The sequence below is a fragment of the Paracoccus sp. SY genome (assembly GCF_002901215.1).
Classification (GTDB): domain Bacteria; phylum Pseudomonadota; class Alphaproteobacteria; order Rhodobacterales; family Rhodobacteraceae; genus Paracoccus; species Paracoccus acridae.
The window spans coordinates 1-25847 of sequence record NZ_NWMQ01000003.1 but is presented as its reverse complement, the minus strand read 5'-3'; the positions used below and the strand labels follow the sequence as shown (position 1 = coordinate 25847).

The following is a 25847-nucleotide window of genomic DNA, read 5'->3' as shown; positions in this document are numbered from 1 at the left end:
GGTTCGCGGGCCTGATTAACGGGGCAGGTGGAACTTGCCAAGGTTGTGTATTGCGTCGGGCGCACGGGGCGGCGACACAAGGCGGGTGATGCGACTTCTGCGCGACATGATTGCAGCCGGGCTGCTGATGCTGGTCCCCCTTGCCCCCGCCGGGGCCGAGGATGCGGGCGCGATGGCGCTGGCGCTGTCGGCGGCCGATGCGCGGGACTGGGTCACCGCGCGCGATGCGGCCCGAAGGTCCGGGCCGATGGCCGAGGCCCTGGTGGGCTGGCAGGCGCTGCGGGCGGGCCACGGCGCCCCCGGCGATTACATCGACTTCGTGCGCGGCCATGGCGACTGGCCGGGGCTGGCGCTGCTGCGCGAACGCGGCGACGCGAAGATGCGGCCCGACCTGCCTGCGCAGGATATCCGGGACTGGTTCGTGGATCGCCTGCCGGCGACCCTGGCTGCCGAAACCGCCTATCTTGCAACGCTGGACCCTGCCGCCGCCAAGGCGGAACGGGCGCGGTTCTGGACCGCCGTGCCCCTGACCGGACCCGAGGAAACCGCCTTTCTGGCCGCGCATGGCCCTGAACTGGTGCCCCTGATGACCGCGCGGGCGGTCGCCATGCTGGACCGGCAGGAATGGGCGCAGGCCGAACGCCTGCTGCCCCGCCTGCCGGAACCGGACCGCCCCCTTCTGGCGGCGCGCATTGCCTTGCAGGCGGGCCGGGCGGGCGTGGACGACCTGATCCTGGCCTTGCCTGACGCTGCGCGGGCCGATCCCGGCCTGACCATGGACCGTTATCTGTGGCGGGTCCGCGCCAAGCAGCACGAAGGCGCACAGGCGCTGATGCTGGAAGCCTCCACCAGTGCCGAAGCCTTGCGCGATCCGGCAGCCTGGGCGTCGATGCGGGTGGATTACGCCCGCCTTGCCATGCGCAACGGCGACTGGGCGCGGGCGGAAACGCTTGCCCGGTCGCACTTCCTGCCTCGGGACAACCGACATTACGCCGATCTGGAATGGCTGGCGGGATTTGCCGCGCTGAAGCAGGGCGCGGCGGACCGGGCGCTGGCGCATTTCCGGCACCTGGAGACGGTGGTCGGCAGCCAGATCAGCCGGTCTCGCGCCCTTTATTGGCAAGGGCGCGCGCAGGAGGCGCTTGGCGACCAAGGGGCGGCGGATGCCGCCTATGCGCAGGCGGCGGCCATGCCCGGCACCTATTACGGCCAGCTTGCCGCCGAACGGATCGGGGCGACGATGCCCGCCGATTATGCCGCACCCGGACCCTTGCCCGACTGGCGCGGCGCGCCGCTTGGCGACAGCGGCGTCTTCCGGGCCGGGCTGTGGCTGCTGGCGACAGGCCGGCCGGACGAGGCGCAGCGGTTCTTCCTGCACCTGTCGGAGACCGCCGATCCCCAGGACAGCCTGCGCATGGCCCGGCTGATGTACGAAGCCGGTATGCCCTGGCACGGGTTGCGCCTGTCGAAGCGCGCCGCAGACAAGGGCGTCATCCATCCCGCCGCGCATTTTCCGCTGACCGGGCTGCACGAGACGGATTTCGGCATCCCGCCCGAACTGGTCCTGTCGATTGCCCGCCAAGAATCCGAATTCAACCCGGCCGCGCAAAGCCATGTCGGCGCGCGCGGGCTGATGCAGGTGATGCCCGACACCGCCCGCCAGATGGCCCGACAAATCCGGGAACCCTATGACCTTGGGCGCCTGACCCGCGATGGCGCCTATAACGCCCGCCTGGGCGCGGCCTATCTGGCGGGGCTGCGCGACCGTTTCGGCGCATCGACGGCGCTGACGGCATCGGGCTATAATGCGGGGCCGGGGCGTCCGGGGCGATGGCTGCGCGATTTCGGCGACCTGCGCCGGGACATGGACCCGGTCGAATGGGTCGAGTTGATTCCCTTCGACGAAACCCGCAACTATGTCATGCGCGTGACCGAGGCGATGCCCGTCTATCGCGCCCGGATGCTGGGCCGTCCTGCACCTATCGTGCCGACCTGGGATCTGACCGGAGGCGGGCTGATGCCGCCCCCCGTGGCGCGGCTGACCCTGGCCCTGTCGGCGCGGCCGGTCGCGAAACCCTTCATCGGACCCAGCCTGCCCGAAGGCTGGCAGCCGGCCACGGTCGAGGCGCGCCGCCAGGAGGTGCCCGGCACGAACTGAGGCCTAGTTCGTGAAGGCGTCGATCAGGTTCAGAACCGCCAGGATTTTCCGGGTTTCGCTGTCCACGCGGTAAAGCCGGTCGTTGTCGCGGTAATAGCGCCAGTCCGGTCGTGTATCCAGGGCATAGCGCCGCGGATCCCGCACAAGGACATAGTCGCCGCCGCGCAGCGTGTCGCCGACGCGGTGGCGATGATGCGCCTTCTTGCGCGCATGACCCGGCGGCGTGCAGGACGGGTTCTTCTTGGCAAGGCCGGGTGGGCAATGCGCGCGGTGGTGCGCATGATGGCCGTGCCCCTTGCCATGACCATGCCCCGGATCGGCAAAGGCTGGGGCCGTGCAAAGCGCACCGACCAGGATTGATGCGAACAGGGTTTTCATGAACGCTCCCTTCTCAGACCTGATCGCTGTAACGCACTGGTTCGAAATAGGCAGCATCGGGGATTTCGGACTCGGCGGCTATTCGCCGGAACGAAGCCGGTTGGCCGTGACCCGTGCCCGCCACAGCGTGAACAGCCCTGCCGCGACCACGATCGCGGCGCCGATCACCACGTTCATGTGCAGCACCTCGCCAAAGACCAGGACGCCGATGAAGCTGACCCAGACAAGCTGCGTATAGGCGAAGGGTTGCAGGGCAGAGGCCTCGGCCAGTTCATAGGCGCGGATCAGCAGCCAGTGGGACGCGATCCCAAGCACGCAGAGGATCGCCATCCAGATCCAGTCCACGGGCGCCAGCCATTCCCACTGGCGGATGCCAAGGACCGTCACCGTGACGGCCCCGGCGATCCCGGTCCAGAAGAAGCTGACCTGGGCCGGGTCGTCGCGCGACACATGCCGCGTCAGCAGCCCATAGATCGCGAACAGCAGCGCGCAAAGAAAGGCCATCCCCGCGCCCAGGTTCAGTTCCGTCCCGCCGGGGTTCAGGATGATCAGGATGCCGACGAAACCCGCGCCGATGGCCAGCCAGCGGCGCCAGCCGACCCTTTCGCCCAGGATCGGCCCGGACAGCGCCGCGATCAGCAGCGGATAGGCGGTAAAGATCGCATGCGTACCGACCAGGCCCAGGCGCACGAAGGCCTCGACCATCAGGGTGGTTTCGACCACCAGAAGCGCGCCGCGCAGGATCTGCGTCTTGGGCCGCTTGGTGCGGACGGCACGGCGCAGCCCGCCCGGCTGGCGCGAGACCATGGCGATCACGAACAGCGCAAAGACCCAGTACCGGATCATCACCACCAGAACCGGCGGATATTCCGATCCCAGCAGGCGCGAGAACGCGTCCTGGAACGCGAAGATCAGGCTGGTCGCGCACATCAGCGCGATGCCCAGGCCTGTGCGGTCCTTCGCCCCCGGCGTTGCGGGCGCAAGCGGCGGGGGTGCCGCGGCGGCGGCTGCCGTTGCGGCATAAGTCAGTCTGTTCTGGTCGTCTGGCATGGCGCGGTCCCCGGTCGGTTCCGCCATGCGCCCGTCCTGACCCGGGGTCAAGGCAAGTCAGCCTTGCAGGACGTGCAAATCAGTCGCGGGTGCGGATGATCTTTGCCAGGGGCTCGAAGATCTGCGTGTTCGCGGCGATGATGCGGCCCGATTCAAGCGGGTCGTCGCCGTCGCGGATGCCTTCGACAAAGCCGCCGGCCTCGCGCACCATCAGGATGCCCGCCGCCACGTCCCAGGGCTTGTTGCCGCGTTCCCAGTATCCGTCGTACCGCCCCGCCGCGACATAGGCGAGATCCAGCGCCGCCGAACCCAGCCTGCGGACGCCCGCCGTCAACGGCATCAGCCGCGCCAGATCCTGCAGCGCGGCAGGCAGCGGACCCCGGCCTGCAAAGGGGATCCCCGTGGCGAACAGCGATTCGTCCAGGCGGCGGCGCCCCGATACCCGCAGCCGCTGGTCGTTCATGAAGGCCCCGCCCCCCTTTTCGGCCACGAACAATTCGTCCTTGGCGGCGTCGAAGATCACGGCGGCGACGACCTCGCCCTTGTGTTCCAGCGCGATGCTGACGGCCCAATGCGGCAGGCCGTGCAGGAAGTTGGTGGTGCCGTCCAGCGGATCGACGATCCAGCGGCGGGTCGGATCCTCGCCCGCGTCCTCGCCGGTTTCCTCACCCAGCCAGCCATAGTTCGGGCGCGCGCCGCGCAGTTCCTCCTTGATGATCCGCTCGGCCTCCTGGTCGGCGCGGCTGACGAAGTCGCCCGCGCCCTTGACGCTGACCTGAAGGTTCTCGACCTCGCGGAAATCCTTGACGAGGCTGCGCCCCGCCTTGCGGGCGGCCTTGATCATGACGTTCAGGTTGGCGCTTGCCATCGGATACCTCGGGAAACTGGGATTGGTGGCGTCATAGGGGGAAGCGGGGGGAATGTGAAGCGTTCCGCGCCCCCGACCCACAGGCGTGCCGCCGGGGAACGGAACATCGACCTGTTGCGGGCGTTCCCCCCGTGACCAGACCGACCGGAGGAGCCCATGACCGATCCCGACGTGACCGACCGCATCTGGACCATGGCCGAGAAGCTCGATCCCTGCATGTTCGTCACCCGCGACGGCGACGGCATGCGCGTTCGCCCCGTCTATGCCCGCGTCAGGCGCGACGAAGGGGCGATCTATGTCCTGTCGGACACCAAGGGCTGCAAGCTGGACCAGATCCAGGCCAATCCCAAGGTTTCGCTGGCCTTTTCGGATGAACGCGCGAATGACTATGTGGTGATCGACGGCACCGCGGAAATCCGCCACGATCCCGCCAAGGCGCGCGATGTCTGGCGCTTTTCCGACGAGACCTTCTTCAAGTCCCCCGACAATCCCGACCTGCGGGTCATCACCGTGCGCCCGGATTCGGCGGAATTGTGGGACGGAAGCAACCTTCTGGTCAGCGGCGCGAAGATCCTGGCGGAACGTCTGGTCGGCGCCAAGACCCAACTGGTCGAAAATGCCAAGGTCGATCGCCTTGAATGACGCGGCCATCAGCCGTATCTAGGGTGGCAGAGGACGACCTCCCCATCATGGGCGGATGCGCCGGGACGACCCGGCAAGCATGAGGTTCGTCATGGCCTGGTTCTATCTTGTTCTTGCCGGTCTTCTGGAAATCGTCTGGGCAACCGCGATGAAGCAATCGGCCGGTTTCACCCGCATCCTGCCCACCGGCATCATGCTGGTCAGCATGATCGCGTCCTTCTGGTTGCTGGCCGTCGCGATGCGGACGCTGCCCCTGGGCACGTCCTATACCGTCTGGGTGGGCATCGGCGCCGTTGGTGCCTTCCTTCTTGGGATCGTGCTGTTCGGAGAGCCTGTGACCGCGACCCGCCTGCTGGCCGCCGGATTGATCGTCGCGGGCATCATCACGATGAAACTGGCGTCCTGAAGGCCGAAACGATCCGAAAACGCACGAATTCGGCAATTTCCTTCCGCGCGGCTTGGTGCTAAACCAACGCGCCAGCCAGAGGAGTCACAGCCATGCCCGCCTATCGTTCCCGCACCACCACCCACGGCCGCAACATGGCCGGCGCGCGCGGCCTGTGGCGGGCGACCGGGGTGAAGGACAGCGACTTCGGCAAGCCGATCATCGCCATCGTCAACAGCTTCACCCAGTTCGTGCCGGGCCATGTCCACCTGAAGGACCTGGGCCAGCTTGTCGCCCGAGAGGTCGAGGCCGCGGGCGGCATCGCCAAGGAATTCAACACCATCGCGGTCGATGACGGCATCGCCATGGGCCATGACGGGATGCTGTATTCCTTGCCCTCGCGCGAGATCATCGCGGACAGCGTGGAATACATGGTCAACGCCCATTGCGCCGATGCGATGGTCTGCATTTCCAACTGCGACAAGATAACGCCGGGGATGCTGATGGCCGCGCTGCGGCTGAACATCCCCGTGGTCTTCGTGTCCGGCGGCCCGATGGAGGCCGGCAAGGTCGTGCTGGAGGACGGCAAGGTCAAGGCGCTGGATCTGGTCGATGCCATGGTCGCCGCCGCCGACGACCGCATCACGGATGCCGAGGTCGAGGTGATCGAACGCTCGGCCTGCCCGACCTGCGGATCCTGTTCGGGGATGTTCACCGCCAACTCGATGAACTGCCTGACCGAGGCGCTTGGCCTGGCCCTGCCGGGCAACGGCTCGACGCTTGCGACCCATGCCGACCGCAAGCGCCTGTTCGTCGAGGCAGGTCATCTGATCGTGGACCTTGCGCGGCGCTATTACGAAGGCGACGATTCCAGCGTGTTGCCGCGCTCCATCGCCAGCTTCGAGGCCTTTGAAAACGCCATGACGCTGGACATCGCCATGGGCGGGTCCACCAACACGGTGCTGCACCTGCTGGCCGCAGCCCATGAAGGCGGCATCGACTTCACCATGTCCGATATCGACCGCCTGTCGCGGCGCGTGCCGGTGCTGTGCAAGGTCGCGCCCGCCAAGGACGACGTGCATATGGAGGATGTCCACCGCGCGGGCGGCATCATGGGCATCCTGGGCGAGCTGGACCGCGCGGGCCTGCTGCATACCGACGTGGGCAGCGTCCATGCCGGGTCGCTGGCCGAGGCGCTGGACCGCTGGGACGTGGTGCGCACCGACGCGGCCACGGTCCACGACTTCTATCGCGCCGCACCGGGTGGCGTGCCGACGCAGGTCGCTTTTTCGCAGGAACGCCGTTACGATTCGGTGGATACCGACCGCAAGACCGGGGTGATCCGCGCGGCCGAACACGCCTTTTCGCAGGATGGCGGATTGGCGGTGCTTTACGGCAACCTGGCCGAGGACGGCTGCATCGTGAAGACGGCGGGCGTGGACGAATCCATCCTGAAGTTCGAGGGGCCGGCCCATATCTTCGAAAGCCAGGACGACAGCGTCAGCGCCATCCTAACCGGCAAGGTCAAGCCCGGAGAGGTCGTGCTGATCCGCTACGAAGGGCCGCGCGGCGGTCCGGGGATGCAGGAGATGCTGTATCCGACCAGCTATCTGAAATCGAAGGGCTTGGGAAAGGCCTGCGCCCTGGTGACGGACGGGCGCTTCTCGGGCGGGTCTTCGGGGCTTTCCATTGGGCACGTTTCGCCCGAGGCGGCGGAAGGCGGCACCATCGGACTGGTGGAACAGGGCGACCGGATCGTGATCGACATTCCGAACCGCGTGATCCACCTGGACGTGGACGACGCGACCCTGGCCGCGCGCCGCGCGAAACGCGAGGCCGAAGGCTGGAAGCCCGCCAAGCCGCGCCAGCGTCAGGTGTCCACCGCGCTGAAGGCCTATGCCGCGCTGACCACCAGTGCCGCGCGCGGCGCGGTCCGCGTCATCCCGGAATGACCGGCTGGCCTGCGATCCACACGGATTGCAGGCACCACGCATCGTCCAGCAGAACCAGATCGGCGCGCCTGCCTTCCCGCAGCGCGCCGTATTCGTCCGACAACCCGGCGGCCCGCGCCGGTTCCGACGTCGCCATGGCCAGCGCACGTTCGGGGGCGATCCCGACTTGGTCCACCAGCACCCCGATGGCCTGATCCATGCGCAGGTCCGCCCCCGCCAGCGTTCCGTCCGCCAGCGTCAGCCGGCCGTTCCGGCGCAGGATGGTCCGGCCCTGCAGCGGCATCTCGGCCAGGTCGGTTCCGGCGAAGGCCATGCAATCCGTCACCAGGAAGATGCCCTCGGTCCGCGCCGCAAGGGCCGTGCGCATGGCGGCGGGATGGACATGGATCCCGTCCGCGATCAGCCCGGCATGGGCATCGCCTGCCAGCACCGCGCCGACAAGGCCGGGGCTGCGGTGGCCCATCTGGCTCATGGCGTTGAACAGATGCGTGGCGCAGCGCGCGCCTGCCGCGAAGGCCGTGCGGGCGGTATCGTGGTCGCAGTCGGTATGGCCCAGGCTGACGACGGCGCCCGCCTGCGACAGGGCCGCGATCTGGTCCGGGGTCGCCGATTCCGGCGCCAGCGTCACCATCAGCACCGGCAAGGTGCGGGCGGCATCGCACAGGCGGGCCAGATCCTCGGTCGTCATGGGCCGGATCAGTGCCGGGTCATGCGCGCCCTTGCGGCGGGGGTCCAGATGCGGGCCTTCCAGGTGCAGGCCCAGAAAACCGGGTGTACCGATCGCCCTGGTCGCCGCGTCGATCACCGCAGCCGTGGCCTCTGGCCTGTCGGTGATCAGGGTCGGCAGGACGCCCGCGCAGCCAAGCCGCTGATGCGTGGCGCAGATGTGGCGCAATGCGTCGGGACCTGTGTCCCCGTTCACCATCAGCCCGCCGCCGCCGTTCACCTGCAGGTCTAGGAAACCGGGGGCAAGCGTGCCTTGCAGCCGGGTGACCGGACCTGCCTGGGACGCCGGAAGCACCGCCGCGATGCGGTCGCCCTCGATCACCACGGCATGATCGGTCAGGAATCGCTCGCCATCGAAAAGGCGCATGGGGGCAAACGCCGTCATGCCGCACCCGCCATCTGTCGGGCCATCAACAATGCGCCATCCACGCCGGTTCCAAGCGCCGGCCGGTGCGGCCAGTCAGTCAGCCGCGCCGCATAGGCGGGGCCAAGCCCGCCGACGAACACGACCGGCACGGGCGCGTCGGCCTGAAGAACGGTCAGGATATGGCGGATCTCGGCCACTGCCGCATCGAAGACCTGCCGGGCGGCAGGGTCGTCGCCCGCGACGATGCGCGGGGCCAGCCGGGCGAAATCCGCCGGGGCCGCCCCGTTGGCAAATCGGATGATCCCCTCGATCCCCCCGAATTCCTCAAGAAGTTGTTGCAGCAAGGGGGTCATGTCGGCGAATCCGTCCTCGGCCCGGATGGCCAGCGACAGCAGCGACCGGCCCAGAACCGCGCCCGATCCTTCGTCGCCCATCCGAAAGCCGCGCCCGCCGACCTGCCGCAGATTGCCGCCCCGTTGAACGGCAAAGACCGATCCCGTGCCGATCGCCGCCAGGATGCCGTCCTGTGTGCCCAGGGCACCGCGCGCCGCCGTGATCCCGTCGTTGACGATCTGAATCCGGGCAAAGGGCAAAAGCCCCGCCAGCCGTTCCGTCGCCGTCGCCATCGTGCCGCCCGCAAGGCCCAGCGTCGCGATCAGGTCGCGGGGATCGGCGCCCGTGCCTTCCAGCGCCTGTGCGGTCGCGGCCAAGATGTTGACCGCCGCGCCTTCCACATCGGTGTTGATGTTGGCAGGCCCGCCCTGTCCCTGGCCGATGATGCGGCCGTCTGCATCCGCCAGCGCCGCGCGGCATCCCGTGCCGCCGCCGTCGATTCCCAGAAAGAACGTCATCCGCTGTCCCCCTTTGGGGATCTTCTAGCCGCGTTCGTCGGACCCGAACAGCCCGCGAAGCCCGCGCGTGACAAGGTTGCCGACCTTGGGACGCGGCTGGGCCAGGAAGGGCAGGGGACGGCAGACCTCCATCGCGGCGATGCCCACGCGGGCGGTCAGGGCGCCGTTCACCACGCCTTCGCCAAAGCGGCGCGAGACCTTGGACAGGATCCCGCCGCCCGCCACGGTCTCGATCAGGTCGTCGCCCGCCGCCACCGCGCCGGTTGCGACCAGATGGGTGATGACCGTGCGCGCCAGCCGCCAGCCGCCCACGGCCCCCGCGCGCCCGCCATAGATCTCGGCCATACGGCGGATCATGCGCAGGTTCGCGGCCAGGGCAGCGGCGACATCGGCAAGGGCCAAGGGGATCAGCGCGGTGGCGGTGGCCACGGTGCGGGCGGCGGCCTCGATTTCCCGGCGGGCGTTCTGGTCCAGATTGGCCAGCAGTTCCGTTTCCGCCATGGTCAGCAGGGTGCGCGCGTCAAAGGCATCGCCGCGATTGTCGGCCAGCCGCTTGCGGTTCCATTCCAGTTCCGGCCGGTCGCGATAAAGCGCCAGCAGATCGTCGGTGACCGCGCGGGCCTTGTCCATGCTGTCGTCGGCCAGGGCCGCGCCTGCGCGCCGCTGGATCGCGTCGATCTTGGCAAACCGCGCCCAGGCGCGATATTCGCGCCAGGCCATGCCCAGTGCCGCCAGCGTGAACAGCGCGAACAGCGCCACCCCGATCCAGCCCAGCACCGGATAGCGGTTCAACAGGTCGTTGATGAAGTTCAGCGCCGCGATGGACAGAAGAAAGGTGAACAGCGCCACGCCCGAATTGATGAAGAACCGCGTCAGCTTCGACGGGGGGCGCCCGACAAGGCGCGTCACCATCTCCATCGTGCGGGGGCGGGGCAGGGCGGGATCGGCCGCGTCGATGGGCGGGGCATCGGCGGGGTTCAGGGTATCCTCCCGCGCCTCGGACGCAGGGGCGGGGCGGGGTTCGGCCTGTGGCGCGTCCAGTTCGATCAGGACGGGGCCGCGATTGCGGGGGGTGTCGCTCATAGCCGGTCTCCGATCAGGAATTCGGCGGCGCGGTCCAGCCGGATATGGGGCGGGCCATCGCCGGGCCGGGCGGTCATGGGCGCGGGGGCAAAGTTCATGATCGCGTAATCGCCGTCCAGCCAGTCCTGCGCCCCGTCGCGGGCCGGATGCAGCAGGGCGGCGGGGTCGGCGGGAAGCTCGCCCGGATAGAAGGCCGCCTGCCGCCCGTCCATCAGGCGACCGCGCACGGCGGGCAGATCCTCGCCGTTCTGGCGGATCGTGTCCTCGGTCGTGGCGCGCAGGGCGGCGATGGACATGGCCTCGGTCCGGGCGCCGCTGAAGTCGGCGCGGTCACGGGCCTCGCGCAGCATGGCGGACAGGATCGCGGTCAGGCGGTTGTGCTGGACATGGTGCAGGTGGTCGGCCTTGGTGGCGGCGAACAGGATGCGTTCGACCCGCCGCGTGCCCAGAAGCTGCGCCAGCCAGCCGGCGCGACCGGGGCGGAAGGCGGTCAGGATGTCGGCCATGGCGCGGCGCATGTCCTCGACCGCCCTTGGCCCCTGGTGGATCGCGCCCAGCACATCGACCAGCACCACCTGCCGGTCGATGCGGGCGAAGTGTTCGCGGAAGAAGGGCTTGACCACGCGCGACTTGTAGGCGTCGAAGCGGCGACGGAATTCCTTGTGCAGCCGCCCGCCTTCAAAGGTGGCGGGCAGGGGGGCGAAGGTCAGCGCGGGCGATCCCTCCATCTCTCCGGGGATCAGGAAGCGGCCCGGCGTGCAGTCCGACCAGCCAGCGTCCCGCGCGGCGTGCAGATGCGCGGTATAGGTCGCGGCCAGACCCTGCGCGGTGGGTTCGTCGAAGCGGTCCCCGTCAAGTCCCGCAAGCGCGGCCTGGTATTCGTCGGCGCCGGGGCGGCCCGTCATGCGGTCCAGAACCTCGGCCGACCATTCGGAGAATTCCCGTTCCATCAGGCGCAGATCCAGCAGCCATTCGCCGGGGTAATCCACGATGTCCAGGTGCAGGGTGCGCGGGCCGGTCAGTCCCCCCAGCAGGCCCTTACCGTCAAGGCGCAGCGACAGGCGCAACTGGCTGACATGGCGCGTGCCTTCCGGCCAGTGCGGTTGCGGGCCGGTCAGGGCGGCCAGATGGCGTTCGAAATCGAAGCGCGGCACGGTGTCGTCGGGCTGCGGTTGCAGCCAGGCGGTCTTGAGGCTGCCATCGGCCGCGGCGCGCAGGGCGTGCATCCGTCCCCGATCCATCAGGTTCGCGACCAGCGAGGTGATGAAGACCGTCTTGCCCGCCCGGCTCAGGCCCGTGACGCCCAGACGGATGACCGGATCGCCCAAGCCGATGCCTGCCATGATGCTGCTGCCGATACCCATTCCGCCTGCCTGTTTCTTGCCGTCTTTGCCGGAAGATAGGCTCCGGTAATGGGTTTGAATAGGGCGGCAGGCCGGGGTTCCGCTTGGCCTGCCGTTGCGACATAACGCGGGCCATGCTGGATCGGTTGCCCATCGACGATGTTCTTGCGCCGCTGTGCGACGCGCTGGCCGCGCATGGTCGCGCGGTGCTTGTGGCGCCGCCGGGGGCAGGCAAGACGACGCGGGTGCCGCTGGCGTTGCTGGACCGGGTGGCGGGCAAGGTCGTGATGCTGGAACCGCGCCGCCTGGCCGCGCGCGCCGCAGCCGAGCGTCTGGCCGAGCAGTTAGGCGAGGCCGTGGGCGCGCGCGTCGGTTACCGGATGCGCGGCGAATCGGTGCTGGGCAGCCGGATCGAGGTCGTGACCGAGGGGATCCTGACGCGGATGATCCAATCCGATCCTTCGCTGGAAGGGATCGGCTGCGTGATCTTCGACGAATTCCACGAACGCAGCCTGAATGCCGACCTGGGCCTGGCGCTGGTGTGGGAGGCGCGCGGGGCCCTGCGCGAGGATCTGGCGGTCCTGGTGATGTCCGCCACGCTGGAGGCCGAGCCGGTCGCAGCCCTTCTGGACGACGCGCCGGTGATCCGGTCCGAGGGGCGCGCCTTTCCGGTGGAAACCCGCTGGCTGCCCCGCCCGCTGCATGCAGGCGCGCGGCTGGTGGACGAGGCCGCGCGGCTGATCGCCCAGGCCGAATCCGAGACGCGCGACACCGGCGGCACGATCCTGGCCTTTCTGCCGGGCGAGGGCGAGATCCGCCGGGTCATGGCGCAGCTTGGCGATACCTGCGAGGTGCTGCCGCTTTATGGCGCCCTGAAGCCTGCGGAACAGCGCGCGGCCCTTGCCCCGCCGGGCGCGCGGCGCCGGATCGTGCTGGCCACCGCGATTGCCGAGACTTCGCTGACCATCCCGGCGGTGCGGGTGGTGGTCGATGCGGGCTGGGCTCGGCGGGCGCGGTTCGATCCGGGGTCGGGCATGTCGCGGCTGGTGACGGAACGCGTCAGCCGGGCCGAGGCCGACCAGCGCCGGGGCCGCGCGGGCCGCGTGGCGCCGGGCATCTGCTATCGCCTGTGGGCGCGGGCTGAGGAGGGCGCGCTGCCCGCCTTTGCCCCGCCGGAAATTGCGGTGGCCGACCTTGCGGGCCTGGCCCTGGAACTGGCCGCCTGGGGGTCCGAGCCGGGCGACCTGGCCTTCCTGACGCCGCCGCCCGAAGGGGCCCTGGCCGAGGCGCGGGCATTGCTGCGGGGGCTTCAGGCCCTGGACGCGGCGGGGCGGATCACCGATCACGGCCGCGCCCTGGCCCGGTTGCCGCTGCATCCCCGGCTGGCGCATATGCTGATGCTGGCGGGGCCAAATGCGGCCGACATCGCGGCCCTGCTGTCCAATCGCGATCCCCTGCGCGGCGCGCCGGTCGATCTGGCCTTGCGGCTGGCGGCGCTGCGCGATCCCAAGGGCTTTGCGGCGCGGCATCCCTATGAGGCGAACCGGGGGATGATCCAGCAGATCCGGGACGAGGCCGCGCGGTTGCGGCGGTTGGTTGCGTCCCGCGATGGCGGGGGGCCGTCTGCCCCCCGCACCCCCCGAGGGTATTTGCGCGACGAAGAACTGGGAGGCGCGGTATCGCTGGCCTATCCCGACCGGATGGGGCTGCGGCGCAAGGGGAATGAGCCGCGATTTGTGCTGTCGGGCGGCAAGGGTGCCGTCATGGATGCAGGCGATCCCATGGCCGGGCAGCGGCTGATCGTCGCGGTCGATCTGGACGGGGATCAGCGCGAGGCGCGGATCCGCATGGCCGCGCGACTGGACGAGGCCGATCTGCGCGCGCTGCATGGCAGCCGGATCGAGACAGCCGAGATCTGCGAATGGTCGCGCCGCGATGGGCGCGTCATGGCGCGGGTGCAGGAACGGCTGGGGGCGCTGGTTTTGTCGGACCGGGCCTGGGCGGATGCGCCTGCGGATGCCGTGGCGCGGGCGGCGCTGGAAGGGTTGCGGCTGGACGGGCTGCCCTGGACCCCGGCTGCGGCCCGGCTGCGGGCGCGGATTGCGCTGCTGCCCGATTTGGGGCCGGTCGGCGACACGAGCCTGCTGGAGGGGGGGGATTGGCTGCTGCCTTGGCTGGGGCGCGCCCGGACGCTGGCCGACCTGCGCGCGCTGGATCTGGTGGAACCGTTGAAGGCGCGCATCGGCTGGGACGGCCAGCAGCGGCTGGACCGCGAGGTTCCGGCGCATTTCGTCACGCCCTTGGGTCGCAAGGTGCCCATCGACTATGACCACGAGCAGCCTTCCATCGAACTGCGCCTGCAGGAATTGTTCGGCGTGACGCGACACCCTGTCGTGGGTGGGCGGCCCCTGCGGATCAGCCTGCTGTCGCCCGGCGGAAAGCCCGTGCAGGTGACGACCGACCTGCCGGGGTTCTGGGCGTCATCCTATGCCGATGTCAGGAAGGACATGCGCGGACGCTATCCCCGCCACCCCTGGCCCGAGGACCCGCGCGAAGCGGATCCCACGACGCGGGCCAAGCCGCGCGGGACCTAGCCGCCCCAGGATCTAATCGACGGCGCGAATCAGCGCCTTGTCCAGCACCCGCAGCACCTGCGCCAGATCGTGGCCGCGCTTCAGGATACGCCCGTCCATTGCGATCACGGAATAGGCGCCTTGGGCGTTGCGCAGGCGGGGACGCTTTTCGATCCGATACAAGGGATGTTCGGTCGCGCGGCGGAAGACGCTGAAGACGGCGGCGTCGCGCAGGAAGGACATGGCATAGTCGCGCCATTCCCCCGCAGCGACGAAGCGGCCATAGACCGACAGGATCAGCGACAGTTCCGCCCGGTCGAAGACGACGCGATCAGGGGCGGGATGATACGGCGGGCCTGCATCCATCATGACAGGATGGTGACAGCCCGCCATGCAACTGGCAATGCCGAAAAGGACCCTATCCGGCGATCAATAGCAGCTGACCTTCTCGATCCTGCCGGTGCTGCCGTATTCGATGTTCAGACGCTCGGGCCGGAAGTCCGAGGTCACGGCATCGTTGGGGCCGATCTGGCGGGTGCCGATGGGGAAGGTCATCGCCGCCAGGACCGACACCGGCTGGCCCACCAGCCCCTGATAGGCCGAGGCCCGGCAGTCATCGGGCGGCGCCGCATCGGGCAGGGGCTCGACGGGCAGCGGTTCGCAGGCGGCCAGAAGGGCCGCGGCGGACAGTCCAAGAAGCAGGGCTTTGGTATTCATGATGTCATCCGCAATCGACGTTGGTGATGGTTCCCGCCGCATCCAAGCGGAAGACGATCCGGTTGGGGTCGTATTCCTGCGGCTCGATCCCGCGGTATTCGACGACCCGATAGTCCTTGGTGATGCCCAGTGTCGGGATCACGCTGCCCGGCTGGCCTACGGTCGAGGCATAGTTCTTGTTGGCCCCGCACAGGTCGGGCTTGCGTTCCGTCAGGCCCGTCACGCCCAGGACCGGTTCGGGCGCAGGCGGGACATAGGCCACGGGGGCGGGTGCCGGCATCGGCATGGGTGCAGGCGCAGGCGCCGGAGGCATGCAGGCCGACACCAGCGTGGCGGCGGCAATCAGCGGCAGCAGAAAGGTCGTGGTCTTCATGATGGTCTGTCTTCCCTCGGGGTGCCCGTCTGTCGCGGGGTTGTGGCGCGATGATACAGGGACCGCCGGGGCTTGAGAAGGCGCCCCGGCCGTCACGATTGCATCACCGGCTGCCGGCGCTCAGAAGAAGTTCGGCCGGGGCGGGCAGGGCCGCCTTCAGGAACAGGTGGGCTGCGGATTGCGATATGGCCTGGATATCGCTGTCCGAAGGAAAGTTCTGCCGGTCGCGCAGCAACGCATCCATCAGCCCTGCGCTTGCCAGGGCAATCAGCTGTTCGGCAGCGATCCTGGTATCCTCGATGCAAAGCTGGCCGGACTGGACCCAGCGCACCAGATACGGACGGATGGCGTCATGCACGATGTGCAGGACCCGGTCGTGGAAGTTGGCCGACAGGGCGGCGAAGCGCCGCGCCTCGGCCACATGGATGCGATAAAGACGCACCCGGTCCGGGTCGGCCAGCCATTCCGCGATCCGGGCGGTCATCAGCGGTATGGCCTGCCGGGGGTGCAGGTCATCAGGAATGTCCAGGGTGAAGCCGCCGTCGAGGCGGTCGGCCTCGGCCCGCATGGCTTCCTGGAACATGCGCGACTTGTCTGGGAAGTAGCTGTAGAGCGTCGCCTTCGAGACATTCGCGGCCCGGGCGATGTCATCGACGCTGGCCCCGGCATAGCCGTCGCGCAGAAAGATCGCGGTCGCCCCCCGTATGACCTGACTGAACTTGCGACCTTGGCTAACGGCCTGAGACTTCGACATCTTTCAATTCCCAAATCAGCACTGCCTATCATCAGTGCCGACAGGTTCAATCCCTGAACATGCCTTCTGGTTGCAAGGGGGTCCGGCAGTTCTGCGGCCGGGTGACGTCATCGGAACACAGGTTTTTCGGATTTGCCTTGTTTTTGTTCAAATCGGCCTTGGCACCCGTGACCGGGCTGGCATAGCGTTTCGGACGTCACCAACCGGCCTAACTGTCAGGAGCAGCCGATGACGATCCCCCATACCTCTTTCCGCGACTCGGTCGAGCGGATGTTCACCCATGCCGCAAGCCTGATGGAGCTTCAGCCGGGGCTGGAGGAAAAGATCCGGGTCTGCAACTCGACCTATACCGTGCGCTTCGGCGTGCGCCTGCGCGGGCAGATCCATACCTTCACCGGGTATCGTTCCGTCCATTCGGAACACATGGAGCCCGTGAAAGGCGGCATCCGCTATTCGCTGGACGTGAACCAGGACGAGGTCGAGGCCCTGGCCGCGCTGATGACCTATAAATGCGCCCTGGTCGAGGTGCCCTTCGGCGGATCGAAGGGCGGGCTGTGCATCGACCCCCGCGCCTGGAACGAGGACGAGCTGGAGCGCATCACCCGCCGCTTCACCTATGAGCTGTCGCGCAGGAACCTGATCTCGCCCAGCCAGAACGTCCCGGCGCCGGACATGGGGACGGGCGAACGCGAGATGGCCTGGATGGCCGACGCCTACAAGCGGCTGCATCCCGACGACATCAACGCCAAGGCCTGCGTCACCGGCAAGCCGCGCCATGCGGGCGGCATCGACGGCCGGGTCGAGGCCACGGGCCGGGGCGTGCAATACGCGCTGCGCGAGTTCTTCCGCCATGACGACGTGATGAAAAGGGCCGGCCTGGAGGGTGGGCTTGCGGGCAAGCGGGTGATCGTGCAGGGCTTGGGCAACGTGGGCTATCACGCGGCGCAGTTCCTGTCGGCCGAGGACAAGGCCTTGGTTACCTGCGTGATCGAACGCGACGGCGCGATCCGCAACCCGCAGGGGATCAACATCGACGCCTTGCGCGGCCATATCCGCGCGACCGGCGGCATCAAGGGCTTCGTCGGTGGCGATTATCGCGAGAACGGCCTGGCCGCGCTGGAGGATGAGTGCGACATCCTGATCCCGGCGGCGGTGGAAAGCGTGATCCATGCCGGCAACGCCGACAGGATCAACTGCAAGCTGATCATCGAGGCCGCGAACGGCCCCGTCACCGCCGACGCGGACGAGATCCTGAAACGCAGGGGCATCGTCATCATCCCCGACATGTATGCCAACGCGGGCGGCGTGACCGTTTCATACTTCGAATGGGTCAAGAACCTGTCGCAGATCAGCCTTGGCCGCCTGGAACGCCGCCACGAGGAGGCCCGCGCCCGGATGCTGGTCGAGGAACTGGAGCGGATCTCGGCCGACACGGGTACGAACTTCAAGCTGGCGACCGGGTTCAAGGATTCCTTCCTGCACGGTGCGGACGAGTTGGATCTGGTCCGGTCAGGCCTGGACGACACCATGCGCGAGGCCTTCAAGAAGATGAAGGAGGTGTGGATGTCGAACCCGAAGGTGGATGACATGCGCACCGCGGGCTATGTCGTGGCGATCCGGCGGATCGCGAATGTCTATGGGTCTCTGGGGCTGTAAAGGGGCTGGGGGCGCTGCCCCCGTCCTTCGGACTCCCCCGGGATATTTGGGCACAGAAGATCGAGCCGTCAGTCCCGTGGGGCGGCGGCGCGGCGCAGGCGGTCGTTGATCGCCGCGCCGAGGCCGTGATCCGGGATCGGGGCCACGGCGATCGGACGGCCTTCGCGGTCGGCGCGGCGCAGGGTGTCGAACAGACGCGCGGCGGCCTGGGTCAGGTCGCCTGTTTCTGACAGGGTGAAGGGCCCCGGCCGGCCGAAGGCGACATGGGTTTCGTCCGGGCGAGGGTCCGACGCATCAAGGCGCAGCGCGGCGTTCGGGGCGTAATGGCTGGTCAGTTGTCCCGGTGCGTTCGGGGTGGCGGGGTCGGCCTGATGTGCCGCAAGGGGCTGGCCCAGGGCCTCGGTTATCGCCTCGGCCGGGATGCCGCCGGGGCGCAGCAGCGTGGCGCGGCCTTGGGGCCAGCCGATGATGGTAGATTCGAGGCCCAGCGGGCAGGGACCGGCATCCAGGACGGCGCCGATGCGGCCGTCCAGGCCGCCGTCGGGATCCAGCACATGCGCGGCGCTTGTCGGGCTGATCCGGCCCGAGGCATTGGCTGAGGGCGCGGCCAGCGGACCCGTCAGCCGCAGCAGCGCCTGCGCGACGGGATGGGCGGGGACGCGGATCGCGACCGTATCAAGGCCCGCCGTGACCAGCGAGGCGATGCCGGCGTCAGAGCGCAAGGGCAGCACAAGGGTCAGTGCGCCGGGCCAGAAGGCTGCGGCCAGGGCTTCGGCCTCGGGCGTCATCCGGGCGATGGTCCGCGCCGCGACCACATCCGGCACATGCACGATCAGCGGATTGAAGCTGGGCCGCCCCTTGGCCTGGTATATCCGCGCCACCGCCTCGCCATTGCGCGCGTCGCCCGCCAGGCCATAGACCGTCTCGGTCGGGATCGCCACGACCTGGCCCCCCGCCAGCAGGATCGCCGCGCGGGCCATGCCCATCTGGTCTGGCAACAGTCGTTCGGTCTGCATCCGTGACGCCGGGTTTCGGTTGAGCCTTGTTCCAAGCCCCATAAGATGGCTTGTGACAGTCTGATAGTCGCGCCGGGACCGAATGCCAAGGCGCCAGGGGAGAGGGATCCAGATGAGCTACAAGGCACCGGTCGCGCAGATCGACTTCATCCTGAACCATGTCGTGCCGTTTTCCGATTTGTCCCGCACCGACCGATTTGCCGAAGCCACGGCTGAAACCGCATCCGCCATCCTGGCCGAGGCCGGCAAGCTTGCCACCAACGTGCTGGCGCCCCTGAACCGCGCGGGCGACGAAACCCCGGCGGTGCTGGAAAACGGCCGCGTGCGATCCTCGCCCGGCTATGCCGAGGGCTTTCGCGCCATTGCCGAAGGCGGCTGGATCGGGCTTTCGGCCGATCCCGAGCATGGCGGCATGGGCCTGCCGCAGGCGCTGAACATGGCCGTGGCGGAAATGATGTCGGGCGCCTGCCTGGCGCTGCAGTTGAACCCCCTGCTGACCCAGGGCCAGATCGAGGCGCTGGAGCATCACGCCAGCGACGACCTGAAGGCCCTGTATCTGCCCAAGCTGATTTCCGGCGAATGGTCCGGCACGATGAACCTGACCGAACCCGGTGCGGGCAGCGACGTGGGCGCGCTGGTGACCAAGGCGGAACCGAATGGCGACGGCACCTATCGCGTGACGGGGCAGAAGATCTATATCACCTGGGGCGACAGCGACGTCACCGAAAACGTCTGCCATCTGGTCCTGGCCCGCCTGCCGGGCGCGCCCAAGGGGACCAAGGGCATCAGCCTGTTCATGGTGCCGAAGCTGATCCCCGACGACCAGGGCCGTCCAGGGGTTGCCAACAGCCTCAAGGTCGTGAGCCTTGAGGAAAAGCTGGGTATCCACGGCAGCCCCACCTGCGTGATGAGCTTCGAGGGCGCGACCGGCTGGATGGTGGGCGGCGAACACAAGGGCATGGCCGCGATGTTCACGATGATGAACGTGGCGCGCCTGGGCGTGGGGATGCAGGGCGTCGGCGTGGCCGAGGCCGCGCTGCAGCAGGCCGTGGCCTATGCCATCGACCGCAACCAGATGGGACCGATCATCGGGCATCCCGACGTGCGCCGGATGCTGGCCACCGCTCGGGCCGAGGTGTTCGCCGCCCGCGCCATCGGCCTTGCCTGCGCCACCGCCATCGACCTGGAACGCGCCACGGGCGATGCGGTCCACGCCGCCCGCGCGGCCTTCCTGACTCCGATCGCCAAGGCTTACGGCACCGATGTGGGCTGCCGCGTGTCTGACATCGGCGTGCAGGTCCATGGCGGCATGGGCTATGTCGAGGAAACCGGCGCGGCCCAGTATCTGCGCGACGTGCGGATCACCCCGATCTATGAGGGCACGAACGGCATCCAGGCCATGGATCTGGTGGGCCGCAAGCTGTCGGATGGCGGCGACGCCGCCCTGCGCCTGCTGGACGAGGTCGCGGACGGCGCAAAGGCCGCGCAGGCCGATCATCCGCAACTGGCCAACCAGTTGTGGCAGGCGGCGGAAACCCTGCGCGAGGCGACCCAGACCTTGTTAGAGCGTGACCTTCCGCAGCGTTTTGCGGGCGCCGTTCCCTATCTGTCGGCATTCGCGCGCGTTCTGGGCGGTCTTTACCACCTGCGCGCGGCCCAGGCCGGGGGCGAATCGCATCTGGCGCTGGCCCGCGTCTTCATGGCCCGCGTGCTGCCGCGCCATGCCTCCGATCTGGCCGAGGCCCTGGCGGGACTGGACGACCTGGCGGGCATCAGTGACGCGGCGCTTGCGGGCGAAATCGCGGCGTGATCGTTTATCCGTTCGAACACCCGCCCCAGGCGGGTCAGGCCGTGACGGTCGCGCCGGGCGTGCTGTGGATGCGCCTTGCCCTGCCGATGGCGCTGGATCACGTCAATGTCTATGCCTTGGACGACGGGGACGGCTGGACCCTGGTCGATACCGGCTTCGACACCCCGTCCCTTCGCCAGGACTGGAAAGCGCTGCTGGCCGGACCCCTGAAAGGGCGGCCCGTCAGGCGGGTGATCGGCACGCATCACCACCCCGACCATATCGGGCTGGCGGGCTGGTTTATCGGGCAGGGCGCGGAATTCCTGATCAGCCGCACCGCCTGGCTGACGGCGCGGATGCTGGTTCTGGACCGGCAGGACCGCGCCACGGCCGAATCGCTGGCCTTCTGGCGCCAGGCCGGGATGCCCGCCGACATGCTGTCGCAGCGTGCGGCGGAACGGCCGTTCAACTTTGCCGATGTGGTGCATCCCTTGCCCCTGGGCTTCACCCGCCTGTCCGACGGCCAGCAGGTCAGTTTCGGGGGCCGGCGCTGGCGGGTCGTGATGGGCCATGGCCACGCCCCCTGCCACGCAACCTTCTGGTCGCTGGACGACGACCTGGTGATCGGGGGCGACCAGCTTCTGCCCTCGATCTCGCCCAACCTGGGGGTCTATCCGACCGAGCCCGAGGCCGATCCGGTCGGCGAATGGCTGGAAAGCTGCCAGCGCATGATGGACCTGGCCGAGGCGCGGCATCTGGTGCTTCCCGGCCACAAGCTGCCCTTCCTGGGCCTGCCGACGCGCCTGCGGCAGTTGATCGACAATCACCACGGCGCGCTTGACCGCATGGCGGCGGCGCTGCGCGACGGCCCGCGCACGGCGGTCGGCTGCTTCGACATCCTGTTCAAGCGCCGGATCGGCGCGGGCGAATTCGGCCTGGCCCTGGTCGAGGCGGTGGCCCATGTGAACCACCTGCGCAAACAAGGCATCGTCACACAGGCGGGCGAGAGTGACGGCGCCCTGCTGTGGGGGGCGTGACAGGGCGGGCGGTTTCGGCTATCGCCTTGTCAACGGGAACAGAAGGAATGGCGCATGGCCCAGCATCACCACCACGACGTCACCGAACACAAGGTCGGCACCATGGACATCACCGAACAGCAGCGGACCTTTGCAGGCTTCATCAAGTTCGCCACCTGGACCGCGATCCTGTCGATCCTGGTGCTGATCTTCATGGCCCTGGTCAACGCCTGATCGCCGGATCGGATTTCCCATGAAAAGACGCGTTTTCCTGGCTGCGGCCTTGCCCGCCGCCCTTGCCGCTTGCGGCGCCCAAAGCATCTGGGCCACGGACGAGGAACTGCGGGCCGCGCGCTTCGTGTCCGACGAACCGCCCTCGATCACGCTGCTGACGGTCATCGGCATCCCGCGCGGCGAAGGGGGTCATTCCGGGCTGATGATCAACGGCAGCCAGCGGGTGATCTATGACCCGGCGGGAAGTTGGGAACATCCCCGCATCCCGGAACGCAACGACGTGCTTTACGGGATCACCGACAACTTCAAGAACTTCTACATCGACTATCACGCCCGCAGCACATACTGGGTGGCCGAGGACACCCTCTTCGTCAGCCGAGAGGTGGCCGATGCCGCGATCCGTTCGGTGGAGATGCAGGGCGCTTCGCCCAAAAGCTATTGCGCGGTGAACAGCGGCAAGGCCCTGCGCCGCGTGCCGGGCTTCGAGAACGCGCCGACAGGCTATAGCCCGATCAAGCTGCGCAACTGGTTCCTGACCCTGCCGAACGTCCAGTCCAAGCGCCACATGGACGGCGATCCGGCCAACAACCACGACGTGCTGCTGCGCCAGAAGGACGGCCGGATCGTTGGCTACAACATGTAGAGCATGGTGAACAGCGTGAGGGCGCCCGCCACGATGGCGCCGATCATGTTCTTCGTCCACAGGCCGACCGCCACGGTCACCGCAGCGGCGGCCATGCGCGCCGGATCAAGCTGGCCCCCCGTCGCGGCGGGCCAGACCACCAGCGGCGCGACCAGGGCGGGCAGCACCGCCACCGGGGTATAGCGCAGCATCCGCAGCACCCAGGCCGGCATGTCCCGGTCGCCAAGCGCCCCCAGGAAGGACCAGCGGATCAGGAAGGTGCCGATGCCCAGCACCACGATCACCAGCCAGACGGTCAGGTCGGATATGCCGCTGTTCATGCCTGCGCCTTTCGCGCTGTCCTGGTTTCCACAATCGCCCCGACGGCCATGCCCACGGGCGCGGCGATCAGCAGGCCAAGGCCGGACGGCAGCCCCGCCAGCAGCAGCGACCCCGCCACGGCGACAAAGCAGGCCGCCAGATGCGCAGGCGTGCGCAGCATCGGCGCGATCATCGCCAGAAAGGTGATGGGCATGGCGAAATCCAGGGCGATGTCGTCCGGGATCGCACGCCCCAGGGTCGCGCCCAGCCAGGATCCGATCATCCAGGGAATGCAGACCACGACCGCCACGCCCAGGAAGAAGGCCAGCCGCTGCGGCATTCCCAGGCGGGGATGGCTTTCGTATTCCTGGATCGACAGGGCATAGCTTTGATCGACCAGGGCATAGGCCAGCCAGGCCCTTTGCCCGCCCGTCGCCCCGCGCAGCCAGGGCACGAGCGATGCCGAATACATCGCCATGCGCAGGTTCACCGCCAGGCAGGACAGGATCACGATGACGACGGAAGCGTTGTCGGACAAGAGCTGCACGGCCGTGAACTGCGACGCGCCGGCCAGGACCAGCACCGAAAAGCCAAGCACCTGTGCCACGTCCAGCCCCGCCTCGGTCGCAACGACGCCGAACAGGGCCGAAAACGGGATCATCACGATCAGGAAGGGCAGCGACTGGACCGCGCCCCGCCAAAAGCTTTCCCGCACGGTGCGCGTGGCGCCGTCATCGGCAAGGGGGCGCCGACCATCGGGGCGGGGATCATGGGTGGCTGACATGGGGCTTTCGCATGGGACCGGATCGCGGCACCTTCGTTGCACGACGCGCAAGGATAAGGCAAGGCCGGGTGCAGATCGCAAGTCCCATTCCCGACCGGCATCTTGCCGATGCGGCCCGCCTTTGGTCCGCGGCCTTTGCGCCCCCGCTAGGGGCAGGGCAGCCCAGGCTGCGCGCCTGCCATGGCATCGCGGCCATCGGGACGGGCGGGCGCCTGGGCGGGGTCGCGGGGATCCGCGATCATCGGGGCGGGATTCTGGCCGATCAGCCCTGGCTGGCGCGTGTTCTCTACCGCGCCGCGCCGCCCACGGCCGATCTGGTGATCGACGGGATCGTGGTCGATGATCGCCGGCAGGGCATCGGGCGCGCGCTTCTAGACCGGGCTGCCCAGGTTGCCCACCATGCGGGCCGTCCCGGCCTGCGGGCCGAGGTCGAGATGCGGAACACCGCCGCCATGGCCTTTTACGCGGCAACCGGCTTCGTCGAAATCGGGCGGGGCTTCTTCGGCTGGCCCTGGTCGGGGCCGGTGGCGATCCTGCACCGGCCCGTCTGATCAGCCGAACGTGCCTGCGATGCGCCCCAGCAGCATGAAGGCGCGGGCCGACCGGGTTTCCGCCAACACGGCGATCTGCGCATCGTCCATCTGCGGCAGGTGGCGCGTCAGCATGGCGTCGAAATGGCGCAGGAAGTGATGGGCGGTGTCGCGGAAGATCTCGTCCCGGTCCAGCAGGTTCGACGCGATGTCCAGCGCGACGGGATCATGGATGCCGCCCAGCGGGGCGATGGCGCTGCCGCGTTCGCCCTGGGCGAAGCGCCGCCAGACGGCGACGGGGGCGGGATCGGGCGGCAGATCGTCCATATACAGATCCTGGCCCGCCAGCAGCGTGACCACATCCTGCGCGGCCCGCAGCACACGGGCATGTTCGGGATCCTGCAGTGCCAGCCGCAGCGCCGTGATGGCGGGGGTATCGTCGGCGCCATCGGGAAAGTTCAGCGCCCGGATCAGGGTTTCCGCATCGACATGGACCGGAGGCGGGTTGTCCGGCCGCTGCCCCTGCGGGCGCTGTTCGGCGACGGGCCGGGGCGCAGGACGCGGGACAACGGGCGCGCGGGGTAGGGGCTCCGCATCCTCGGCGATCACCGCCTCAGGGACGGGGCGCGGCGGCGGGGCGCCCCTGGTCGCGGCCATGTCGCGCAGCAGCGTCAGGCGCTGGCGCAGATCCTCGGCCTCGGCCCGCAGGACGGCCAAGGCGCGGGCCATGCCGACTGCCAGCCAGATCAGCACCAGGGGCAGGATCGTGCCCATAACGGTCGCCAAGCGGGCAAGGCCGCCCTCGGACACCTCGCTTTCGGGCGCCAGCAGCCAGAACAGCGCGATCAGGAACAGCCAGGCGGCGCTCAGCGCGATGCCGATGGCGGTCAGGGCATCCCGCTGGGTCAGGGTGGCGATGCGTGCAACCAGCGACATCGGCTTATTCGTACCGGATCGCCAGGATTTCATAGCTGCGCTGACCGCCGGGGGTGGCGACCTCGACGCTGTCGCCCACGTCCTTGCCGATCAGGGCGCGGGCCAGGGGGGACCGGATGTTCAGAAGCCCGCTTTCGATATTCGCCTCGGCCTCGCCCACGATCTGATAGGTGCGTTCCTCTTCGGTATCCTCATCGACCAGATGGACGATGGCGCCGAACTTCACGGAACCCGACAGCTTTGCCGGGTCGATCTGTTCGGCACGCGACAGGATCGATTCCAGTTCCTTGATGCGGCCTTCGATGAAGCCCTGCTTTTCGCGGGCGGCATGGTATTCGGCGTTTTCCGACAGGTCGCCATGTTCGCGGGCCTCGGCGATCTGGCGGATGATCGCGGGGCGTTCCTTCGACTTCAACTCGCCCAGTTCGCGTTCCAGCGCGGCATAGCCGCTGCGGGTCATCGGAATCTTGTCCATCGCTGCCCTGTCCTTTGCGGGATGCGTTACCGTCCAAATGCTAAGGCAACGCCCCCGCCATTCGAATGGCAGGGGCGCGTCCCAGTTGTCGGCACCGTGACCTGAATCGCCGCGCCTTTGCAAGCCCGCCCGCGTCGAAAGTGGCAGATTTTGGCCGTCGCGTCAGCATTGCCGCGATGCGGCGGAAACGCTACATGAACAGCAAGCCAGCCTTGGGAGGAGCGCGCCATGACCGACACCAATCATCC

At 68.4% G+C, this 25847-nt stretch carries 27 protein-coding genes; 11 read left to right on the top strand and 16 right to left on the bottom strand.

Annotation, left to right across the window (positions count from 1 at the left end):
• The first annotated feature begins 88 nt into the window (after positions 1-88).
• On the top strand, positions 89-2158 hold the full coding sequence (locus CK944_RS03885) for a transglycosylase SLT domain-containing protein (RefSeq protein WP_103171733.1): 2070 nt from the start codon (positions 89-91) through the stop codon (positions 2156-2158).
• Positions 2159-2161: 3 nt separating this feature from the next.
• Here the strand turns inward: CK944_RS03885 and CK944_RS03880 are convergent, their stop codons facing one another.
• The 3 genes from CK944_RS03880 to CK944_RS03870 form a co-directional block, all read right to left on the bottom strand.
• Complete coding sequence (locus CK944_RS03880; protein WP_103171732.1) at positions 2162-2536, bottom strand: hypothetical protein; 375 nt, start codon at positions 2534-2536, stop codon at positions 2162-2164.
• A 78-nt stretch (positions 2537-2614) separates the two neighbouring features.
• On the bottom strand, positions 2615-3613 hold the full coding sequence (locus tag CK944_RS03875) for a DMT family transporter (RefSeq protein WP_256388077.1): 999 nt from the start codon (positions 3611-3613) through the stop codon (positions 2615-2617).
• A gap of 52 nt (positions 3614-3665) precedes the next feature.
• Positions 3666-4454: an inositol monophosphatase family protein gene (locus CK944_RS03870; RefSeq protein ID WP_103171731.1), complete on the bottom strand. Its 789-nt coding sequence runs from the start codon at positions 4452-4454 to the stop codon at positions 3666-3668.
• A 156-nt stretch (positions 4455-4610) separates the two neighbouring features.
• Here CK944_RS03870 and CK944_RS03865 point away from each other — a divergent pair, with 156 nt between their 5' ends.
• The 3 genes from CK944_RS03865 to ilvD all read left to right on the top strand — a co-directional run bounded on the left by CK944_RS03865 (position 4611) and on the right by ilvD (position 7433).
• Positions 4611-5096: a pyridoxamine 5'-phosphate oxidase family protein gene (locus tag CK944_RS03865; RefSeq protein WP_103171730.1), complete on the top strand. Its 486-nt coding sequence runs from the start codon at positions 4611-4613 to the stop codon at positions 5094-5096.
• Positions 5097-5187: 91 nt separating this feature from the next.
• A complete protein-coding gene (locus tag CK944_RS03860) occupies positions 5188-5502 on the top strand; it encodes a multidrug efflux SMR transporter (protein ID WP_103171729.1) in 315 nt (104 codons plus the stop codon).
• 92 nt (positions 5503-5594) lie between these two features.
• Positions 5595-7433 (top strand): dihydroxy-acid dehydratase, encoded by a 1839-nt coding sequence (gene ilvD, locus CK944_RS03855; RefSeq protein ID WP_103171728.1) that lies wholly within the window; start codon positions 5595-5597, stop codon positions 7431-7433.
• Here ilvD and nagA read toward each other — a convergent pair.
• The 4 genes from nagA to CK944_RS03835 are packed head-to-tail and all read right to left on the bottom strand — an operon-like array spanning position 7420 to position 11824.
• Positions 7420-8526 (bottom strand): N-acetylglucosamine-6-phosphate deacetylase, encoded by a 1107-nt coding sequence (gene nagA, locus CK944_RS03850; RefSeq protein ID WP_239985950.1) that lies wholly within the window; start codon positions 8524-8526, stop codon positions 7420-7422. The genes ilvD and nagA overlap by 14 nt on opposite strands.
• A 14-nt stretch (positions 8527-8540) precedes the next feature.
• Positions 8541-9377: a BadF/BadG/BcrA/BcrD ATPase family protein gene (locus tag CK944_RS03845; RefSeq protein WP_103171726.1), complete on the bottom strand. Its 837-nt coding sequence runs from the start codon at positions 9375-9377 to the stop codon at positions 8541-8543.
• A gap of 24 nt (positions 9378-9401) precedes the next feature.
• Positions 9402-10460, bottom strand: a complete 1059-nt coding sequence (locus CK944_RS03840; protein ID WP_103171725.1) for a YcjF family protein — start codon at positions 10458-10460, stop codon at positions 9402-9404.
• A complete protein-coding gene (locus tag CK944_RS03835; RefSeq protein WP_103171724.1) occupies positions 10457-11824 on the bottom strand; it encodes a YcjX family protein in 1368 nt (455 codons plus the stop codon). Before CK944_RS03835 ends, CK944_RS03840 begins: the two co-directional genes overlap by 4 nt.
• A gap of 113 nt (positions 11825-11937) precedes the next feature.
• On the opposite strand from CK944_RS03835, the gene hrpB reads away from it, so the two are divergent.
• Positions 11938-14397, top strand: coding sequence for an ATP-dependent helicase HrpB (gene hrpB / locus CK944_RS03830; RefSeq protein ID WP_103171723.1), 2460 nt, complete (start codon positions 11938-11940; stop codon positions 14395-14397).
• 12 nt (positions 14398-14409) lie between these two features.
• On the opposite strand, the gene CK944_RS03825 is transcribed toward hrpB, so the two are convergent.
• The 4 genes from CK944_RS03825 to CK944_RS03810 all read right to left on the bottom strand — a co-directional run bounded on the left by CK944_RS03825 (position 14410) and on the right by CK944_RS03810 (position 16220).
• Positions 14410-14745 (bottom strand): DUF2794 domain-containing protein, encoded by a 336-nt coding sequence (locus tag CK944_RS03825; RefSeq protein WP_370463819.1) that lies wholly within the window; start codon positions 14743-14745, stop codon positions 14410-14412.
• A 60-nt stretch (positions 14746-14805) separates the two neighbouring features.
• Entirely contained in the window at positions 14806-15093 is a 288-nt protein-coding gene (locus tag CK944_RS03820) for an I78 family peptidase inhibitor (protein ID WP_158247950.1), read from the bottom strand.
• A 4-nt stretch (positions 15094-15097) separates the two neighbouring features.
• On the bottom strand, positions 15098-15466 hold the full coding sequence (locus tag CK944_RS03815; protein WP_103171721.1) for a hypothetical protein: 369 nt from the start codon (positions 15464-15466) through the stop codon (positions 15098-15100).
• Between the two features lie 103 nt (positions 15467-15569).
• Positions 15570-16220 carry a TetR/AcrR family transcriptional regulator gene (locus tag CK944_RS03810; protein ID WP_103171720.1) on the bottom strand — a complete coding sequence of 217 codons (651 nt, stop codon included), beginning with the start codon at positions 16218-16220 and terminating at the stop codon, positions 15570-15572.
• Between the two features lie 228 nt (positions 16221-16448).
• Between CK944_RS03810 and CK944_RS03805 the strand changes: the two genes are divergently transcribed.
• A complete protein-coding gene (locus tag CK944_RS03805; protein ID WP_103171719.1) occupies positions 16449-17876 on the top strand; it encodes a Glu/Leu/Phe/Val dehydrogenase in 1428 nt (475 codons plus the stop codon).
• A 68-nt stretch (positions 17877-17944) separates the two neighbouring features.
• On the opposite strand, the gene CK944_RS03800 is transcribed toward CK944_RS03805, so the two are convergent.
• Entirely contained in the window at positions 17945-18892 is a 948-nt protein-coding gene (locus CK944_RS03800; RefSeq protein WP_103171718.1) for an L-threonylcarbamoyladenylate synthase, read from the bottom strand.
• Positions 18893-19004: 112 nt separating this feature from the next.
• Between CK944_RS03800 and CK944_RS03795 the strand changes: the two genes are divergently transcribed.
• The 4 genes from CK944_RS03795 to CK944_RS03780 are packed head-to-tail and all read left to right on the top strand — an operon-like array spanning position 19005 to position 22574.
• The gene (locus tag CK944_RS03795) at positions 19005-20702 is read left to right on the top strand and encodes an acyl-CoA dehydrogenase (RefSeq protein ID WP_103171717.1); all 1698 of its coding nucleotides are present in this window, start codon (positions 19005-19007) and stop codon (positions 20700-20702) included.
• Complete coding sequence (locus tag CK944_RS03790; RefSeq protein WP_239985949.1) at positions 20699-21718, top strand: MBL fold metallo-hydrolase; 1020 nt, start codon at positions 20699-20701, stop codon at positions 21716-21718. The genes CK944_RS03795 and CK944_RS03790 overlap by 4 nt, the downstream gene beginning before the upstream one ends.
• Positions 21719-21772: 54 nt before the next feature.
• On the top strand, positions 21773-21931 hold the full coding sequence (locus CK944_RS03785) for an aa3-type cytochrome c oxidase subunit IV (RefSeq protein ID WP_103171716.1): 159 nt from the start codon (positions 21773-21775) through the stop codon (positions 21929-21931).
• Between the two features lie 19 nt (positions 21932-21950).
• Positions 21951-22574, top strand: a complete 624-nt coding sequence (locus CK944_RS03780) for a hypothetical protein (protein ID WP_103171715.1) — start codon at positions 21951-21953, stop codon at positions 22572-22574.
• Here the strand turns inward: CK944_RS03780 and CK944_RS03775 are convergent.
• Together CK944_RS03775 and CK944_RS03770 are read right to left on the bottom strand one after the other, a co-directional pair.
• Positions 22562-22894 carry an AzlD domain-containing protein gene (locus CK944_RS03775; RefSeq protein WP_103171714.1) on the bottom strand — a complete coding sequence of 111 codons (333 nt, stop codon included), beginning with the start codon at positions 22892-22894 and terminating at the stop codon, positions 22562-22564. The genes CK944_RS03780 and CK944_RS03775 overlap by 13 nt on opposite strands.
• A complete protein-coding gene (locus CK944_RS03770) occupies positions 22891-23658 on the bottom strand; it encodes an AzlC family ABC transporter permease (protein ID WP_103171713.1) in 768 nt (255 codons plus the stop codon). Before CK944_RS03770 ends, CK944_RS03775 begins: the two co-directional genes overlap by 4 nt.
• Positions 23659-23726: 68 nt before the next feature.
• Between CK944_RS03770 and CK944_RS03765 the strand changes: the two genes are divergently transcribed.
• Positions 23727-24209 (top strand): N-acetyltransferase, encoded by a 483-nt coding sequence (locus CK944_RS03765; RefSeq protein WP_158247949.1) that lies wholly within the window; start codon positions 23727-23729, stop codon positions 24207-24209.
• Here CK944_RS03765 and CK944_RS03760 read toward each other — a convergent pair whose 3' ends face one another.
• Positions 24210-25124 carry a hypothetical protein gene (locus tag CK944_RS03760; protein ID WP_103171711.1) on the bottom strand — a complete coding sequence of 305 codons (915 nt, stop codon included), beginning with the start codon at positions 25122-25124 and terminating at the stop codon, positions 24210-24212.
• Between the two features lie 4 nt (positions 25125-25128).
• Positions 25129-25599, bottom strand: coding sequence for a transcription elongation factor GreA (gene greA, locus CK944_RS03755; RefSeq protein WP_103171710.1), 471 nt, complete (start codon positions 25597-25599; stop codon positions 25129-25131).
• Positions 25600-25847 lie beyond the last annotated feature (248 nt).